The 15,847-nt window shown below is 61.8% G+C and carries 9 protein-coding genes; 1 reads left to right on the top strand and 8 read right to left on the bottom strand.

Annotation, left to right across the window (positions count from 1 at the left end; all coding sequences use genetic code 11):
• Nucleotides 1-150: 150 nt before the first annotated feature.
• Nucleotides 151-375, top strand: coding sequence for a YgdI/YgdR family lipoprotein (locus tag R1A29_RS13620; protein WP_085709821.1), 225 nt, complete (start codon nucleotides 151-153; stop codon nucleotides 373-375).
• 57 nt (nucleotides 376-432) lie between these two features.
• On the opposite strand, the gene R1A29_RS13615 is transcribed toward R1A29_RS13620, so the two are convergent.
• The 8 genes from R1A29_RS13615 to R1A29_RS13580 all read right to left on the bottom strand — a co-directional run bounded on the left by R1A29_RS13615 (nucleotide 433) and on the right by R1A29_RS13580 (nucleotide 15,678).
• Nucleotides 433-807 carry a hypothetical protein gene (locus R1A29_RS13615; RefSeq protein WP_085709820.1) on the bottom strand — a complete coding sequence of 125 codons (375 nt, stop codon included), beginning with the start codon at nucleotides 805-807 and terminating at the stop codon, nucleotides 433-435.
• Nucleotides 808-970: 163 nt separating this feature from the next.
• Nucleotides 971-2,824, bottom strand: a complete 1,854-nt coding sequence (locus tag R1A29_RS13610) for a polyurethane esterase (RefSeq protein ID WP_438301854.1) — start codon at nucleotides 2,822-2,824, stop codon at nucleotides 971-973.
• A 150-nt stretch (nucleotides 2,825-2,974) separates the two neighbouring features.
• Nucleotides 2,975-4,663: a polyurethane esterase gene (locus R1A29_RS13605; RefSeq protein WP_438301853.1), complete on the bottom strand. Its 1,689-nt coding sequence runs from the start codon at nucleotides 4,661-4,663 to the stop codon at nucleotides 2,975-2,977.
• A 57-nt stretch (nucleotides 4,664-4,720) separates the two neighbouring features.
• Nucleotides 4,721-7,807, bottom strand: coding sequence for an autotransporter domain-containing protein (locus tag R1A29_RS13600; RefSeq protein WP_438301852.1), 3,087 nt, complete (start codon nucleotides 7,805-7,807; stop codon nucleotides 4,721-4,723).
• A 91-nt stretch (nucleotides 7,808-7,898) separates the two neighbouring features.
• Nucleotides 7,899-10,850 (bottom strand): autotransporter serine peptidase EprS, encoded by a 2,952-nt coding sequence (gene eprS, locus R1A29_RS13595; RefSeq protein ID WP_438301851.1) that lies wholly within the window; start codon nucleotides 10,848-10,850, stop codon nucleotides 7,899-7,901.
• Nucleotides 10,851-11,180: 330 nt separating this feature from the next.
• Entirely contained in the window at nucleotides 11,181-12,542 is a 1,362-nt protein-coding gene (locus R1A29_RS13590) for a TolC family outer membrane protein (protein ID WP_438301850.1), read from the bottom strand.
• 2 nt (nucleotides 12,543-12,544) lie between these two features.
• Complete coding sequence (locus tag R1A29_RS13585) at nucleotides 12,545-13,894, bottom strand: HlyD family type I secretion periplasmic adaptor subunit (protein ID WP_438301849.1); 1,350 nt, start codon at nucleotides 13,892-13,894, stop codon at nucleotides 12,545-12,547.
• Nucleotides 13,891-15,678: a type I secretion system permease/ATPase gene (locus R1A29_RS13580; RefSeq protein WP_119426346.1), complete on the bottom strand. Its 1,788-nt coding sequence runs from the start codon at nucleotides 15,676-15,678 to the stop codon at nucleotides 13,891-13,893. The genes R1A29_RS13585 and R1A29_RS13580 overlap by 4 nt, the downstream gene beginning before the upstream one ends.
• Nucleotides 15,679-15,847: the final 169 nt, after the last annotated feature.

Below are 15,847 nucleotides of genomic sequence, written 5' to 3'. Positions count from 1 at the left end.
CAGTTCTGCCCCGACGGGCGCAAACGGAAAAGGATCAGTGGCATCCGCGATTGAGGTTTTTTCGCCAGTCCATCGAACTTTTACCGGGGATTTGGCACCAACCGCGTTAGAGGACCGACACTGGTCGAAATGAATGAGGAAATACCGGGTATGAATTTCAAGACGTTGTTTATGCCGATGACCGTCGTAGCGCTGATGGCGCTGGCCGGTTGCTCCACCCCGACCGTGGTCACCTTGCAGAACGGTACGCAATATCTGACCAAGGACATGCCGAAGACCAAGTCCGAGGACGGTTTCTATGAGTTCCGGGACATTTCCGGCGCGAAGATCCGGGTCAAGGCCGACGAAGTCGCCACAGTGCGCAAGGAAGACTGACGATTACCCCGACAAAAAAGGCTGCAATCCTGTAGGAGCGCAGCCTTTTTTGCCTTCTTAGCGGGGTAACGCCATCCCCGGAAGGGAGCCGTCGCAGTTCAGCGCCCGTTCACCGCGCCGGACCATTTCTTCCTGCAGGCGCTGGCAACGTTGGCGCTCCTGCTGCGCCATGCGGTCGATGCTCAGGTTGCCGGTCATTTCAGGCTCATTGTTCTCGCCGATGCGAACGGTCACGAACGGTTGTTCGGGCTGGATATGAAAGCGGCTTTTCTCTTCGACCGGTTCGCTGTTCTCGGTGGGTGCCGGTTTCGGTAATTCATCGGAGCTGACACCGTAGCGGCTCAGAATCGAGCTGTGAGGCAAATCGGCCCAGACATTGGCCGACAGCAGCGCCAACCCGACAATACCGATATACCCCTTGAAACCTTTCACGTTTGAATCTCCTGTACTCAATGGCGGCTTGCCCATACATGACGAGTGCGCATGCGATGGCTTTAGTCCGCATTTCCTGTTGGTGCAGGGGTTTGAGTCAGGTAGTGGCCAATGAGTCACTTTTGACAGGGAGAGGGAAAGAATTCCCTCTCCACAGTCACCCTCAGGCGATCACGATGCCATCGGCACTGAGACTGCTCAGCGAAACGCCGACCAGCGTCACCGAATCAGCGCCAAACTTCAGCACCGTATCCTGCCCCACCGACGAGGCATGGGCGCGGAAGTCATCGCCGGGCAACACACCCTGCACGCCGAGGAACACCAGTTTGTCGTTGCCGTTGAAACCCACCACTCGGTCCTGGCCGAACGCGCCGCTGAACAGGAAGGTATCCGCCCCACCACCCGACTCCATCAGGTCATTGCCGGCACCGCCGACGAACACGTCGTTGCCCGCGCCACCGATCAGGTGATCGTTGCCGTCCAGGCCAAACAGCCAGTCACCGCTGGCGTGGGCCTTGAGGGTGTCGGCGCCACTGGTGCCCTTCACGCTCGATTCGTACTGGGTGACGTTGTTGCCGACCTTCAGGCCATCGGCGATCACGCTGTGGGTCACGTCGTCCTTGAACAGGCCCCAGAGGAAGCCCGGCTCCTTGGTGACGATGCTGCCGATGTCGCGGGTGATGCTGATTCCACCGTTGGCATCGCGGATGTACAGGTTGCCGGCGCCGTCGTTGGCGAAGTCGAACTTGTTCACCGACTGCTGCAGCTCAAGGGTGTTGTTGCCTGAACCGCCGAGGATGATGTTGTAGCCGCCGCTGTCGCGGAAGGTGTCGTTGCCGGCACGGCCCTCCAGATAATCGTTGCCGCTGCCGCCCTGGATCAGATCGTTACCGTCGCTGCCGATGATGAAGGTGCTGCCCTTGTGGGGCTCGGCGTTGCGGTTGAGGTCCTGCACCCAGGTGTTGGCCCGCGCCGGGTCCGACAGGTTGGCGACGATAATCGTCGAGTCACGGCTGGTGAGGTCGTAGAATTTCGACTCGATGACCCTGTTCATGCCGTCGCCGTAAGCCGTCGGCAGGTGCGAGATCCAGGTCGGGATGTTGACGATCGAATACGGCAGCACGTTCCACACATTCGAGGCGTAGTGGTCGTTGAAGCTGACGATGTTGTCGGTGGCCGAGACTTTCGACGCGTCGTGAACGCCAAGCGATGCGCCGGTGAAGGTCGAGCCGTCGAGGGCGCGGAATACCGGGTCGTTCTCATAGCCGACATTGAGCACTTTGTCAGTGCTGCTCTGGGTCGGCGAGGCGTAGGCGATGTAGTTGGAGTCCTGGAAGAACCCACCCCACTTGCTGCTGCTCAGGTCCGCCGTGCTGTTGACCGCCAGGCCGCCGAGGCTGTGGCCGCTGACCAGTACGTCCTTGCCGCTGAGGCCGTTGGCCTTGGCGAACGCCACCACGTTGTTCATCAGGTTGCCGAAGGCTTCGCCGACGTAGTTCTTGGCGTAGTCCTTGGGACCGAACGCGGCGAGCAGGTCATTGATGGCGTCGGCGATGGAGTCGCCAATCAGGATTTCCCGTGGCCCACTGGTGCCGCGAAAGGCGATGCCGATTTCCGTGAGATGGCCCTGAGCGTCGTACTTGCCGAGGATTTCCACCTGGGCACTGGTGTAGCCGGGCTTTTCGCCGAAGAAGGTTCCGCGCACGTCGGTCTTGCCGTCATAGCCCAGTTGCGACGCAGTGATGGGCGTCCAGCCAGCCTTTTTCACGGCATCGAGGGCGAGTTTTTCCGAGTCGGGGTTCCAGGGGAGTCCGGGAATCACCCCTTGAGAATCAGTGCCGCCGATCAGCGCGCTGATCAGTGTGGCCGGCAGACCGAGGCCGAAACCGTTGTGCTGATAGCCGACCGCGAAACCGTTGTCGAGGTTGTGATAGGAGTACAGCGTGATCGCCATGGCATCGCTGAACAAGGCCTTGGAGTCCGCTGTGGTGAAGTTCTTGTAGTCATACACACCCATTGCTGTTGCCTCTCTCTTTGTTGGAATTATTCAGAGATAGCTCACAACCAGAATGCCCCTCCCGGGGCGCTCCGGAGCATTTCGATACAACACTTCTGTCTTGCAGCCCCCATGGACACCGCCGCAATGCGCAGCGGTGTCCGCAGGGGATCAAGCGAACACGAAACTCGAGTCCGACAGGTTAGCCACCCCCACGCCGATCAGCGTTACGGCATAGTCGCCAATCTTCAGCACGGTATCGGCGCCGGACTGCGAAGCATGTTGCTTGTAGTCGTAGCCCTGCCCCGCGCCCTGCACGCCCATGAACACCAGTTTGTCGCTGCCCTGGTAGCCATGGATCGAGTCGAAGCCGAACGCGCCGCTGAACAGGAAGGTGTTATTGCCACCCACCGCATTCATCACGTCGTTGCCGGCGCCGCCGACGAAGGTCACATGGGCCTTGTCGCTGAACAGATGATCGTCGCCGCCCAGACCGAACAGCCAGTCGCCGTCAGCGGTGGCTTTCAGCGTGTCGCCGAGTGCACCGCCGTTGAGCGAATGGTTGTACTGGGTCAGTTCGGCACCATTGGCCAGGCCTTTGCCGGTGACGGTCCAGGTGATTTCCTTGCTGCTCCACATCGAACCGGACTCTTTGCTGACGATTGCGCCGATGTCACGGGTCATGCTGATGCCGCCGTAGGCGTCGCGCACGTACAGCGTGCCGTCGCCGTCGTTGGCGAAGCTGAAGTTCTGCAACGGCTTCTGCAGGTCAAAGGTGTTGTGCCCCTGGCCGCCGAGCAGGATGTTGTAGCCCCCGTCATCGCGGAACAGGTCATCCCCGGCACGGCCTTCGAGGAAGTCGTTGCCCGCCCCGCCCTTGAGCCAGTCGTTGCTGTCGGTGCCGATGATGAAGGTGCTGCCGGTGTGCGGCTCGCCGCTGCGGCCCAGATCTTCGACCCAGGTCTTGCCCCGGGACGAGGCTTCCAGATTGGACACGATAATGGTCGAGTCCTGGCTGGTGAGGTTGTAGAACTTCGAGTCGATCACCCGGTTCAGGCCGTCTGCATAGCCCAGCGAGCTGTGGGCCGACCAGTTCAGCGGATTGACGATGCTGAACGGCACCAGGTTCTGCGCGGTGGATGCGTAGTTGTCGTTGAAGTTGACGATGTTGTCGGTGGTCGAGTCGTGCGGCTTGTCGTGTTTGCCCATCGATGCCGTGCTGAACGTGGTGCCGTCGAGCACACGGAATACCGGGTCGTTCTCGTAGCCGATGTTCAGCACGTTGGTACCGGTGCTGCTCTGGGTCGGCGAAGCGAAGGAAATGTAGTTGGCGTCCTTGAAGAAACCGCCCCAGTCGCCCGCGCTCAGCTCCGCTACGCTGTTGACCCCGAGGCCGCCGAGGCTGTGGCCGCTGATCAGCACGTCCTTGGCAGCGATGCCATGGGCCGAAGCAAACGCGGCCACGGATTTGAGCAGGTTGTCGAAGGCGTTCTTCGCGTAGTTCTTGGCGTAATCCACCGGCCCGATGGCGGCCAGCAGGTTGTTTTTCATATCGCCGAAGGTGTCGCTGTAACTCAGCCCGCCCGTGCCGCGAAAGGCCACGCCGATACCGATCAGCTTGCCGGCGGCGTCGTATTTGCCGAGCACTTCCGCCTCGGCGCTGGTGAAGCCGTCCTTCTCGCCGAAGAACGTCCCCTTCGCATCGGTCTTTCCTTGATAGCCCAGGGCCGTGGCGCCAAGCGGCGCCCAACCGGTGCCGGGCAAAGGCTGCCCGGTCGGCGTGTAGGAATACAGCGTCAGCGCGATCGCATCGCTGTACAACGCTTTGCCGTCGGCTTTTTTGTAATCGAACAATCCCATGTCGTGCTCTCTCTTCCTTTCAAAAACGGCAGTTCTCTGCAGAACTGCCGCTACACCTTAGAACTGCCAGTCCAGCGTCAAGCCCACACCGTGGTCCTTCTCGTTCGAACCGATCAGTCCGTTGTAGTCCAGGTTGACCCGGACATCGCGATTCAGCGCCAGACCGGCACGAACGCCGACCACCGCTGCATCTCGATCCATCGACACACTTTGCACGTTGAACGCGCTGTTGCCATTGACGAAGGCCAAGTGGCTGTCGGAATCCACGCTGCTCAGATTGTGCTGCCAGCCCAGTGTCGCGCCCAGTTCCAGCTGATGTTTGTCCGACAGGGCAAACATGCGCTTGGCGCGAACGCCGAGGGTCGACAGCACGGCGTCGCGGTTGTCTTCACCACCCTTCAGTGCGGCGGCATCACCTTTCTCGGTGAAGCTGTCGCTGTTCAGGTGCACGTAAGCCAGATTGGCGAACGGCTCCAGGTTCATCGGCTGCAGACCGAGATCGTAGGCGGCTTCCGTGAACAGTTGTGCGGTGGTCGCATCGCGTTTGGTTTTCTGCTTGCCGCTGACACCGGCGAATTGCAGATCACGTTTGACGTCGATGCGATGCCAGCTGTAAGCCGCACCGGCGGTCAGGCGCAGGGCATCGATCTGATGCCCCAGGTATGTACCCAGGTGATAGCTGTCAATCGATGCCGACGAGTGCGTGCCGCTGCCCATGTTCAAAGAACTGTCGCTATAACCGGTAACGAAACCCAGGCGAGTATCTTCAGTAATCAGGCCATCGACACCGAGCAACAGACCGCCAATGGAGCTGTTGGAATTGGCATTTTCATGGCCGCCATCGGTCTTGCCCCAGGCACCGAGCACCTTGAACCAGGCATTGCTGCGGTCATCGGTCGGCGCACCGGCGTCGAACAGATCCCGTTCGCGCAGGCGCTCGCCCACCGCATCACGCAGGTAACGGCTGTCGTTGATCAGCAATGTGCCGATGGCCGGGTGAATCTCGCCGGACAGTTGCTGGAACGCATCCTGCGCAACGGCGGCAGTCGGCGACAGCAACAGGGTTTCGAACAACGCATTGCCGGCGCCCAGACGTTCGGCGGCCGCACCGACGGCGCGCTGGTTCGGGGTCAGGCCGACGCTGGCGAACGAAGCACCGTTACGTCCCACCTCCAGTTGCACACCGTTTGCCGAGTAATCGAGCGTGCCGCCAAGGAACGCATAACTTGGCAGGACCTGACCGAAGCGTCCCTGAATGCCACCCGCTGCCTGCAGGATGTTGAACTGGCTGCCGAGCAGGGATTTCACTTCGGTGGTGGTCAGCAAGGTCGGGCTGTTTTCCAAAGACAGCGCCACGGTTGCACCTTCGATGGTTGCCGTACCGCCGGCCACCACACGGTCGCTGCTGGTGGGCGAGACTTCCACGGCATAGGTCGAGTTCGGTTCGAAGGTCACATCCCCCGCCACGTTCAAGGTGCCGATGGAGTTGCCCGGCGCCACGATACCGCCGCTTTTCGCGGTCAGCGCAGCGATGTGCCCGTTACCGCCCAAAATGCCGCCGTCGTTGACCGTGACCGCCGATTGCAGCGAGCCGTTGATCGCGAGTCGGCCACCATTCACCAGGGTCGGGCCGGTGTAGGTGTTGGCGCCGGTCATCACCAAAGTGCCGATCCCCTGCTTGGTCAGACCGCCGTGGCCGGAAATGTCGTTGCGCCAGGTGTCGAGCCCGCAAGTGATGTCGGTGCACACGCGTTCGGTGGGCTTGCCGGCGTCGATGATCGCGCCGATCCCCGGCAGATCCGCCACGAACTGGCTGGAGCCGTAGGCCCCCTGAATGCGGAACTCTGTCGGGATGTCCTGTTCCGTGACAAACATCGCCGGACCGTCGATGGCCTTGCGCAGGTTGATCATGCCCCAGCCGTACAAAGCGTCGATGCCCGGCGCGCCAAGGTCGGTGGCCGTGGTGCGCAACACGCTGGCGACCTGGGCACCGGTCATGTACGGGAAACGCTCCATCAGCACCGCCACAGAACCGGCGGCGTGCGGCGCGGCCATCGAGGTGCCGTTGTAGTTGGCATAGCCGGTGGTCAGGTTGTCGGCGTTGGTGCCACCGATGATCGAACTGTAGATCTGCGTACCCGGCGCCGAAACGCAGAAGCTCGCGGTGTAACCGCAGCGCGAGGAAAAGGTACTCATGATGTACGGGTTGGCGCTGGCCTGATCCGGGTTTCTTTGCAAAGCAGAGACGGTCATCCAGTTCGGCGCGATTTCCGGCACGAAGTAACCGAGGCCTGCGATGGCATCCGGGTTGTTCAGGTTGTAATCGTTACCGGCAGCGAAAATCGTCACGATGCCGCTGCGCGCGGCGGCGATTGCACCGTCATAGGCACCGCCGGGCTTGGTGCCGAGCAGCGTGCGGATTTCGTTGAACTGCAATTGCGCGTCGTTGACGGTGAAGTGCGGATACGCCGGGTCGCGGCCGCCGAGGTCGAAGCGGTCGGTGATGCCGATGCCCCAGCTGTTGTTGATGATCCGCGCGCCACTGGCGATCAGGGCATCCCAGCCGGCCTTGTACACCGCGCCGTCGTTGCCACGCACGATGCCGTCTTCCGGGCCCGGGTCGCCGTTGTCGGCACTGATGATCTGCGCACCGAACGCCACGCCGTGCATCGGCCCGCCATCACGACTGCCCGCCGCGATACCGCCGACGTGGGTGCCGTGAGCGCCGAGTTTGCCATTGGAACCTACCGAGGGTGAACCGTCATATAGAAAGGCATCCCCGGCTTTGACCGGGATGTACGGGTCGGTGTATTCGCGGATACCACTGGTGACCAGGGTCACGACTTTGTTGGCTCCGGAAAACTCCGGGTGCGCGGCATAGACCGGCTGGTCGAAGATCCCCAGTTTCACGCCTTTACCGGTATAGCCGGCGGCGTAGGCGTAGTCCGCGCCGATCGCGCCAAGGCCCCAGTCCGCCTTGAACTCGGCGCTGCGCCAACTGGCCGGGTCCCCTGCCCGACCGTTTTCCACGTAGGGCGCGGCGTGTGCGCTACCCCAGGTGGCCATGGCGCAGAGCAAGGCGCAGTTGAGGGTTTTCAGGCGAAAGCATCCACCCGATTGCGCGGGGGTGTTGTTGTTTTTCATCCAGCGACCTTCCTTAGTGATGTTGCACAAAATCCGTCTATTGAATTGATCGTTCCCACGCTCTGCGTGGGAACGATCATCTCTTGATGAGTCAGAACTGCCAGTTCAGGCTCAGGCCGACACCGTGACTTTTCTCGCGGCTGGCCAGTTGTCCGTTGTAATCAAGGTTCACCCGCACGTCGCGGCTCAGGGCCAGGCTGGCCTGCACGCCGACCAGCGCGGCGTCGCGCACCAGCGGCGAACTTTCGACGCTGTACGGCGCGCTGCCGCTGGCGAAGCGCAAATGCTGTTCGGATTCAATGTCGGTGAGGCTGTGCTGCCAGCCGAGACGGCCACTGACATCGAGTTTCTGCGAGCCCGACAGGCTGATCGTCTTGATCGCCCTGACGCCGAGGGTGCTGAGCACCGCGTCACGCTGGTCGCCATTGCTTTTCAGCGCGGCAGCATCGCCCTTCTCGGTGAAACCGTCGCTGTCCAGGTGCACGTAGGCCAGGTTGGCGAACGGCTCCAGAGCCAGCGGTTGCACGTTCAGCCGATAGGCCGCCTCGCCGAATACCTGAGTGGTGGCGGCATCGACCTTGGCTTTCTGTTTGGCGCTGACGTCGCCGTATTGCAGGTCCCGTTTCACGTCGGCGCGATGCCAGCTGTAGGCCGCGCCGGTGCTCAAACGCCAGGCGCCGATGTCATGCCCGGCATAGGCACCGAGGTGGTAGCTGTCGACCTTGGCTGATGAGTGTGTGCCGGAACCCATGCTCAACGAACTGTCGCTGTAACCGGTGACCAGACCGATACGGGTCTGCTCGTCCAGCGCGCCGTCGACACCGGCCAGCAGGCCGCCAATCGAGGAGCTGTAACCGGCGGTGTCGTGTCGCGAGTCGGTTGTGCCCCAGGCGCCCAGGGCCTTGATCCAGCCGTTGCTTTGCGCGGCACTCGCGTCGTGCAGGCGTTCGCCGATGGCGTCGCGCAACTGACGGCTGTCGTTGATCAGCACCGAACCGAGGGCCGGATAGATTTCCCCGCTCAGTTGCTGGAAGGCTTGCTGTGCATCACTGGCGGTGGCGGACAGCAACAGGCTTTCGTACACGGAGCTGCCGGCACCCATGCCTTCGACGGCGCTGGCTACGGCTCGCTGGTTCGGCGTCTGGCCGACGCTGGCAAAAGACGTGGCGTTACGCTCGACACTCAGCGTGATCCCGTTGCCGGTGGACGCGAGGCTGCCACCGATGAACAGGTAGTCGGGCACCACCGCACCGAACTGACCCTGAATACCGCCCGCCGCTTGCAGAATGTCGTACTGATGACCGAGCAGGCTTTTCGCTTCGGCGGTGCTGAGCAAGGTCGGGCTGTTTTCCAGCGACAGGCTGACGGTGGCACCGCTGATGGTCGCGGTGCCGCCGGCAACAATGCGGTCGCTGGCCGTCGGTGACAGCTCCACCGCGTAGGTCGAGCCCGGTGCGAAGGTCACGTCACCGGCCACATTCAAGGTGCCGATGGAGTTACCCGGTGCCACACGACCGCCGCTGTTGGCGTTCAGTGCGCCGATCCGCCCGGAACCGCCGAGGGTGCCGCTGTCATTGACGGTGACCGCCGACGTCAGCGAGCCGTTGACGCTCAGCAGGCCGCCATTGACCGTGGTCGGGCCGCGATAGGTGCTGTCGCCGGTCAGGATCAAATGCCCGGCGCCGGACTTGATCAGGCTGCCCTGATACACCCGATTGGCAGCCGCCGCCTCGCGGGCCGTGCCGACGGCGTAATCCGTCTGGTCCTGTTGGCTGGCGCCGACCGGAACGCCGTTCTGCCAGCCCTTGTCCTGTAGGGTCTGCTGCCAGGCGTTGTGTTCGGCGAGGTCTTCGCTCTGGCGCTGGATCAGTGCCGTGTCGGAGATGTCGTTGCTCCACACATCGCGTTGCCCGGTGGCCAGATTTGCGTCGAACGCGCCGAGCAACTGCCCCGGCCCGCCCATCGCCCGTTTCAGGTTGGCCACGCCCCAGCCGACCCGCTCGGTCGGTGCGTCGGTCACCGAGCCGTCGAGTTGGGTGGCGGTAGTCAGCAGCACTTCCAGCGCCTGCTGGTTGTTCATGTACGGGTATCGCTCCATCACCAGTGCCAGAGCGCCGGTGGCATGGGGCGCGGCCATCGAGGTGCCGGACTTGATCCCGTAGCCGCCGTCGGGAACGGTGCTGTCGATCTTCGCCCCCGGTGTGGTGATGCACCAGTATTTGGCGATGCCGCACTGGTTGTATTTCTGCTGATTGCTCTGATCCAGCCCCGATACCGCCAGCCAGTGGCCTTCCAGATCCGGCTGAAAGTACGGCAGCGCCGAGCGCACGCTGGCGTTGGGATAACCACTGTTGCCGGCACTGAACACGTTGATCACGCCGCGGCGCGACACGTCGGCGGCGGCATCGAGCCAGGTGCCCTTGTTCCAGTGCTGGGCGTAAGCCGCGTGCAGGTCTGCCAGGGTTCGATAGCTGACATCCGGCGGCTGGCTGCCCCAACTGTTGTTGATCGCCCGTACACCGGCATCGGCCAGGGCGTCGTACGCCGCTTTGAAGTAGCGGGGGTCGGGATTGGGGCCGAACAGGAAACTGTCGTTCTTGTTGGTGTTGCCGACGTAGATCTGCGCATTGAACGCCACGCCGTGCATGCCGGTGCCGTCGCGGGAAGCGCCCATGGTGCCGACCACGTGAGTGCCGTGGGAGTCGTTGTTCGGGTTGAGCGTGCCGTTGACGCTGAAGAGCGAACCATCGACATAGCTGCCGCTGGCCAACACCGGGTGATAACGGTCGCTGGCGAACTCGGGATGGGCCGCGTCGAAACCCGAATCCAGCGCGCCGATCTTCACGCCTTTGCCGGTGATACCGGCGGCGTAGGCCTGATCGGCCTGCATCCGGTCCAGTCCCCAGTCCCGCAGGAATTCGGCGGAACGCCAACTGGCTGGATCGCCGGGTTGACCGGACTCGAGGTATTGGGCCTGAGCCTGGCTGACAGAAATTGCGAGCAACAGGGTGCCGACCGATGCCGGCTTGAAGCGTACGTCCATGTTCACCACTCGTTTTCTTATTTTGAGTTTTTTTGTCCCAGTGCTTCAGGACGTTTTGCAGCGTTCCCCCACCCTCACCCCCAGCCCTCTCCCCCAGGAGAGGGAGCCGACCGAGGTGTCTTTCGTCATACATCGACCTGAAAAATCCAGGCGATTATGGATTCACAAAACTCCGTCCAGCTCGGTGCAAATCTCCAATACTCCCTAACCGGGGCGATGTTGGATTCGGTAACGCTCGATCAGGTCGGTGTATTTCTCAAATATCCTACGGTCAGTCCCCTCTCCCCCTGGGAGAGGGTTAGGGTGAGGGCTATACCAAAGCCATGCACATCAACGTCGAGCCACCCCAAACGCCTCATCCACCCGAGCCAGATCCTGCTCGCTCAAGGTGCCCGCGTAGTAATGCAACTTGGTCCAGGCCATGAGGTAGTCATAGCGTGCCTGGGCCAGATCGCGGCGGGTGGTAAATAGTTGTTGTTCGGCGTTCAGCGCGTCCAGATTGGTCCGCTCACCGCCGAGAATGCTTTGTTTGGTCGACACCACCAGCGCTTCGGCCGAGGTCAGGGCTTTCTGATAGGCGCGCAGTTTGTTGACGCCGGACAGGCACGCACTGAACTGGCGCCGCAACTCGATGAGCGTTTCGCGGGTCTTGCCGTCCAGTTCGTACTCGGCCTGCTCCATGTTGCGACTGGCTTGACGGGTCGATGCCGATACCCCGCCACCGGCGTACAGCGGCACGTTGACTTCGAAGCCGATGGTATTGGTCTCGTAGCGCTGGTTGTAGGTGTTGCCGCTTTCCGATTCGTTCTTGCGCATTGCCGCGTAGGCGCTGACTTTCGGCAGATGCCCCGCACGGTTGCGTTCGACTTCATAGCGCGCCACTTCCACGGCCTGGCGTTGCGAGGCCAGGTTCGGGTTGTTGCTGATCGCCAGTTCGTGCCAGGTGTCGTAGTTGGCCGGCATCAGGGCGAAGGTCTGGAAGTTCTGATCCAGCGGCGCCAGATCGGTGATGTTCACCGCTTGCTCACCGATCAGTGCTCCCAGCTCACGCAACGCGGCATCCTGTTCGTTGCGCGCTTCGATTTCCTCGGCGGTCGCCAGTTCATAGCGCGATTCGGCTTCAAGAATGTCCGTCCGCGTGCCTTCGCCCTGCTTGAACATGTGTTCGTTCTGCTGGAACTGCTGTTCATAGGCCTTTTTCTTGGCCTGGGCGATATCGATCTGGTCCTGGGCAAACAAGGCCTTGGTGTAATTGTCCAGCACCCGCACCAGCAGTTCCTGACTCTTGCCACGAAAGTTCTCGTCGGCAAACAGCGACTGCGCCACGCCTTTGCGATAGGCCGCGTAGGCTTCGTAGTCGAGTAACGGTTGCTGCAGGGTAAGGGTCGAGCCGTAACTGTTGTAGTTGCGTTCGTCGGTTCGATTGCGGGCGCGCTCGTCCAGCGAGGTGGCCTTCGAGGTGTTATGGCCCTTGTTGTAGTTGTAACCCAGTTTCGGCAACAACCCGGCGCGGCCGATGGCCCGGTTTTCAAGGCCTGCATCGCGCTCCTTGATCGCGCCGAGGAACACCGGGTCGTTGCGTAATGCCTGTTCGTAGATTTCGAACGGCCCCATGGCCGCCACCGCACTGTTGCCCGCGAGCAGCGCGAACGCTGCCGCCAGCATGGAAAGCTTATTCATACAGCCGAACATCCTTATTCTTCAGTCAATGCGGAGCCGGCCCGGTCGAGCAGCGGTTTGAACAGGTAGTTGAGGAGTGAACGTTCGCCTGTGCGCACGAACATTTCCGCCGGCATGCCGGGCTTGATCACCAGGCCGTTGAGCTTCTCCATGGCCTGATCGCTGACGCTGCTGCGCAACACGTAATACGGCGCGCCGGTTTTCTCATCGACCATCTGGTCGGCGGAAATCAGGCTGACTTCACCGGGAACGCGGGGGGTCTTGCTCTGATTGAACGCGGTGAAGAGGATGTCCACCGGCAGGTGCGTGCCGACCTTGTCGATCAGGTTGATCGGCAGGTGCCCTTCGACCTCCAGGCGCGTGCCTTGCGGAACGATCTCCAGCAGGGTTTCGCCCTGACGCACCACGGCGCCTTCGGTATGCACACCAAGATTGACGGCGATGCCGTCCGAGGTCGCAAGAATCTCGCTGTGTTGCAGGTCGAAACCGGCGGACGTCAGTTGCTCGGACAGAGTGACGCTTTTCAGTTGCGCGTCGGCCAGTTGGCTGCGGACTTCTTTCTGGTATTCCTCGCCATGCTGTTGCAGTTTCAGGCGCGACTCGAGAATGCCCTGCTCCACCCGGCCGCTTTCACCGGTGTTCTCGGCCAGTTGCTGCTGCACTTGCGACAGCTGACGCTGGTATTCCATCAAGCGGTTGCGCGGGATGTAGCCGTTGTCCGCCAGCGGTTGCAGGTTGCTCAACTGCTGTTGCAGGGAGTCAGCCTGAGCGTTGAGATCGGTGCGGGCGCGGCGCATGCCGGCCAGTTGCGAAGTGGCGCCTTCGATGCTGGCGCGTAGCGCAGCCTGCTCGCGGGAGAACGCTTCACGACGGCTGCTGAAAAGTTGCCGCTGGCCTTCCAGTACCAGGGCCAGACGCGGGTCCGCGTTGTCGCTCAACTCTGGCGGAAACGTCACCTGCTTGAGGTTGTCGCGCTCGGCCTGCCAGCGCGCCAGGCTGGCCCAGGCCATGCGGTACTGGGCCTGCAGCGATTGCACGTCGGCGGCGACCTGCGTCTGGTCGAGGCGGAACAGGGGCTGGCCCTGCTTCACGATCTCGCCTTCGCGCACCAGGATCCGGCTGACCACACCGCTGCTCATCGACTGCACGGCCTTGCGCTTGCCGGAAACCACCACCGTGCCTTGCACCGGAATCCCTTGATCCAACGGTGCCAGTGCTGCCCAGGCAAAGAAACTGCCGGCGCCGGCCAGCGCCAGAATCCAGCCCATGCGGGCGAAGAACTTCGCGTCGCGCTCCGGGCGCTCGGTGATGTAGTCGTGTTCCATGCTGGCTTCGTTTTGCGTATTCATGCTCGCGCTGCTCATACACCCGAATTCCTTGTCGTGGGCTGGTACTGCCGGCTCATGCTGAGCCCGCCCGGTGCCTGCGCGGTTTTTTCAGTTTGTTGTTGCGGCTGTTGCTGCTGGTTGCCGGACAATGCCTTGAGCACGTCATGGCTCGGACCGAAGGCTTGCAACCTCCCATCGTTGAGCACCAGCAGCTTGTCGGCCTGGGCCAGCACCGAAGAACGATGCGTCACCAGCACCACCGTGGTGCCTTGGGCCTTGAGTTGCACGATGGCGCTGGACAATGCCGCTTCGCCGACGGTGTCGAGATTGGAGTTCGGCTCATCCAGCACCACCAGGCTTGGCGTGCCGTAAATCGCCCGCGCCAGGGCCACACGCTGTTTCTGGCCGCCGGACAGACCGCTGCCGTCCTCGCCCAGTTGCGTGTCGTAGCCTTGCGGCATGCGCAGTATCATTTCGTGAACCCCGGCCTGTTGCGCGGCGGCCACGACTTTCTGCGGATCGGTCTCGCTGAAGCGCGCGATGTTCTCGGCGATGGTGCCGCTGAACAGTTCGATATCCTGCGGCAGGTAGCCGATGTAAGGACCCAGCTGATCGCGGTTCCAGCGATGGATATCGGCGCCGTCCAGACGCACCGTGCCACCAAGGGTCGGCCAGACGCCGACCAGTACCCGCGCCAGGGTCGACTTGCCGGAGCCGGAGGCACCGAGTACGCCCAGCACTTCACCGGCCGCCAGATTGAAATTGACCATGTGCAAGGTCGCGGCACGTTGCCCGGGCGGGCCGGCGCTGACCTGTTCGAACGTGATCTGACCTTTCGGCGCAGGCAGTGCCATGGCGTCGTCGCTTGGCGGGAACGATTGCAGCAGGGAGTCGAGTCGGCGGTAAGCCAGCTTCGCCCCGCTCCATTGCTTCCACACAGCAATCAGCTGATCGATCGGGCTGAGCACGCGGCCCATCAGGATCGAACCGGCGATCATCATCCCGGCGGTCATGTCGCCCTTGATCACCAGCAAGGCACCCAGGCCCAGTACCAGCGATTGCAGGCACAGGCGTAAGGTCTTGCTCAGGGAGCTGATCACCGCGCCGGTGTCACTGGCCTGGTTCTGCAGGCCGAGAAAACGCGAATGCACCTGGAACCAGCGCTTGCGCAGCGAGCCAAGCATGCCCATCGCCTGAATGGTTTCGGCGTTGTGCAAGTGGCTGGTGGCCAACTGGCTGGACTTCTGCGAGAAACCGGCGGCTTCGCCCAGTGGTTTCTTGGTCATGTATTCGTTGAGGCACGCCAGGGCGATCAACAGCAGCGCGCCGGCCGTGGCAAGGACGCCGAGCCAGACGTTGAACAGGTAAATCACAAACAGATAGACCGGGAACCACGGTGCATCGAAGAACGCGAACAGCGCAGGTCCGGTGACGAACTGGCGAATGTGGGTCAGGTCGCCCAGAGACTGGCCGGCGTTGCCCTCGCCCTTGAACAGGTTGCGCTCGAACGCGGCTTGATAGACCCGCAGGTTGAAACGGCGCTCCAGCTGGCTGCCGATGCGAATCACGATGAAGCTGCGCACCACTTCGAGCAGACCGATGAACGCAAAGAACCCCACGACCATCAGCGACAGCATCGCCAGGGTGGTTTCGTTTTGCGAAGACAGCACTCGGTCATAGACCTGAAGCATATATATGGAGGGCACCAGCATCAGCACGTTAATCAGTGCGGTAAAGCATCCGACGCTGATCAGAATACTTTTATAGTCACCCAACGCCTTGAATAAGGGAGCGGTGGCCGGGGCCTTCGCCATCTTCATTGATTATTCCTGAAATGATATTCCCCGCCGTGCTTGGCGAGACTTCAATTAATTGCCCGCACCGAGGACGGGACATACACCGTCAGTATTGGCTTACACTTCAATAACAACTTTCGCGATTTAAACTGGCGTCAGCGTTATTGCAGACTCGCTTATAACTGTAACGGGG

This window comes from Pseudomonas sp. NMS19W (assembly GCF_051554255.1).
In the GTDB taxonomy this organism is placed as follows: domain Bacteria; phylum Pseudomonadota; class Gammaproteobacteria; order Pseudomonadales; family Pseudomonadaceae; genus Aquipseudomonas; species Aquipseudomonas kribbensis.
This window is presented reverse-complemented; position numbering and strand designations above follow the sequence as displayed.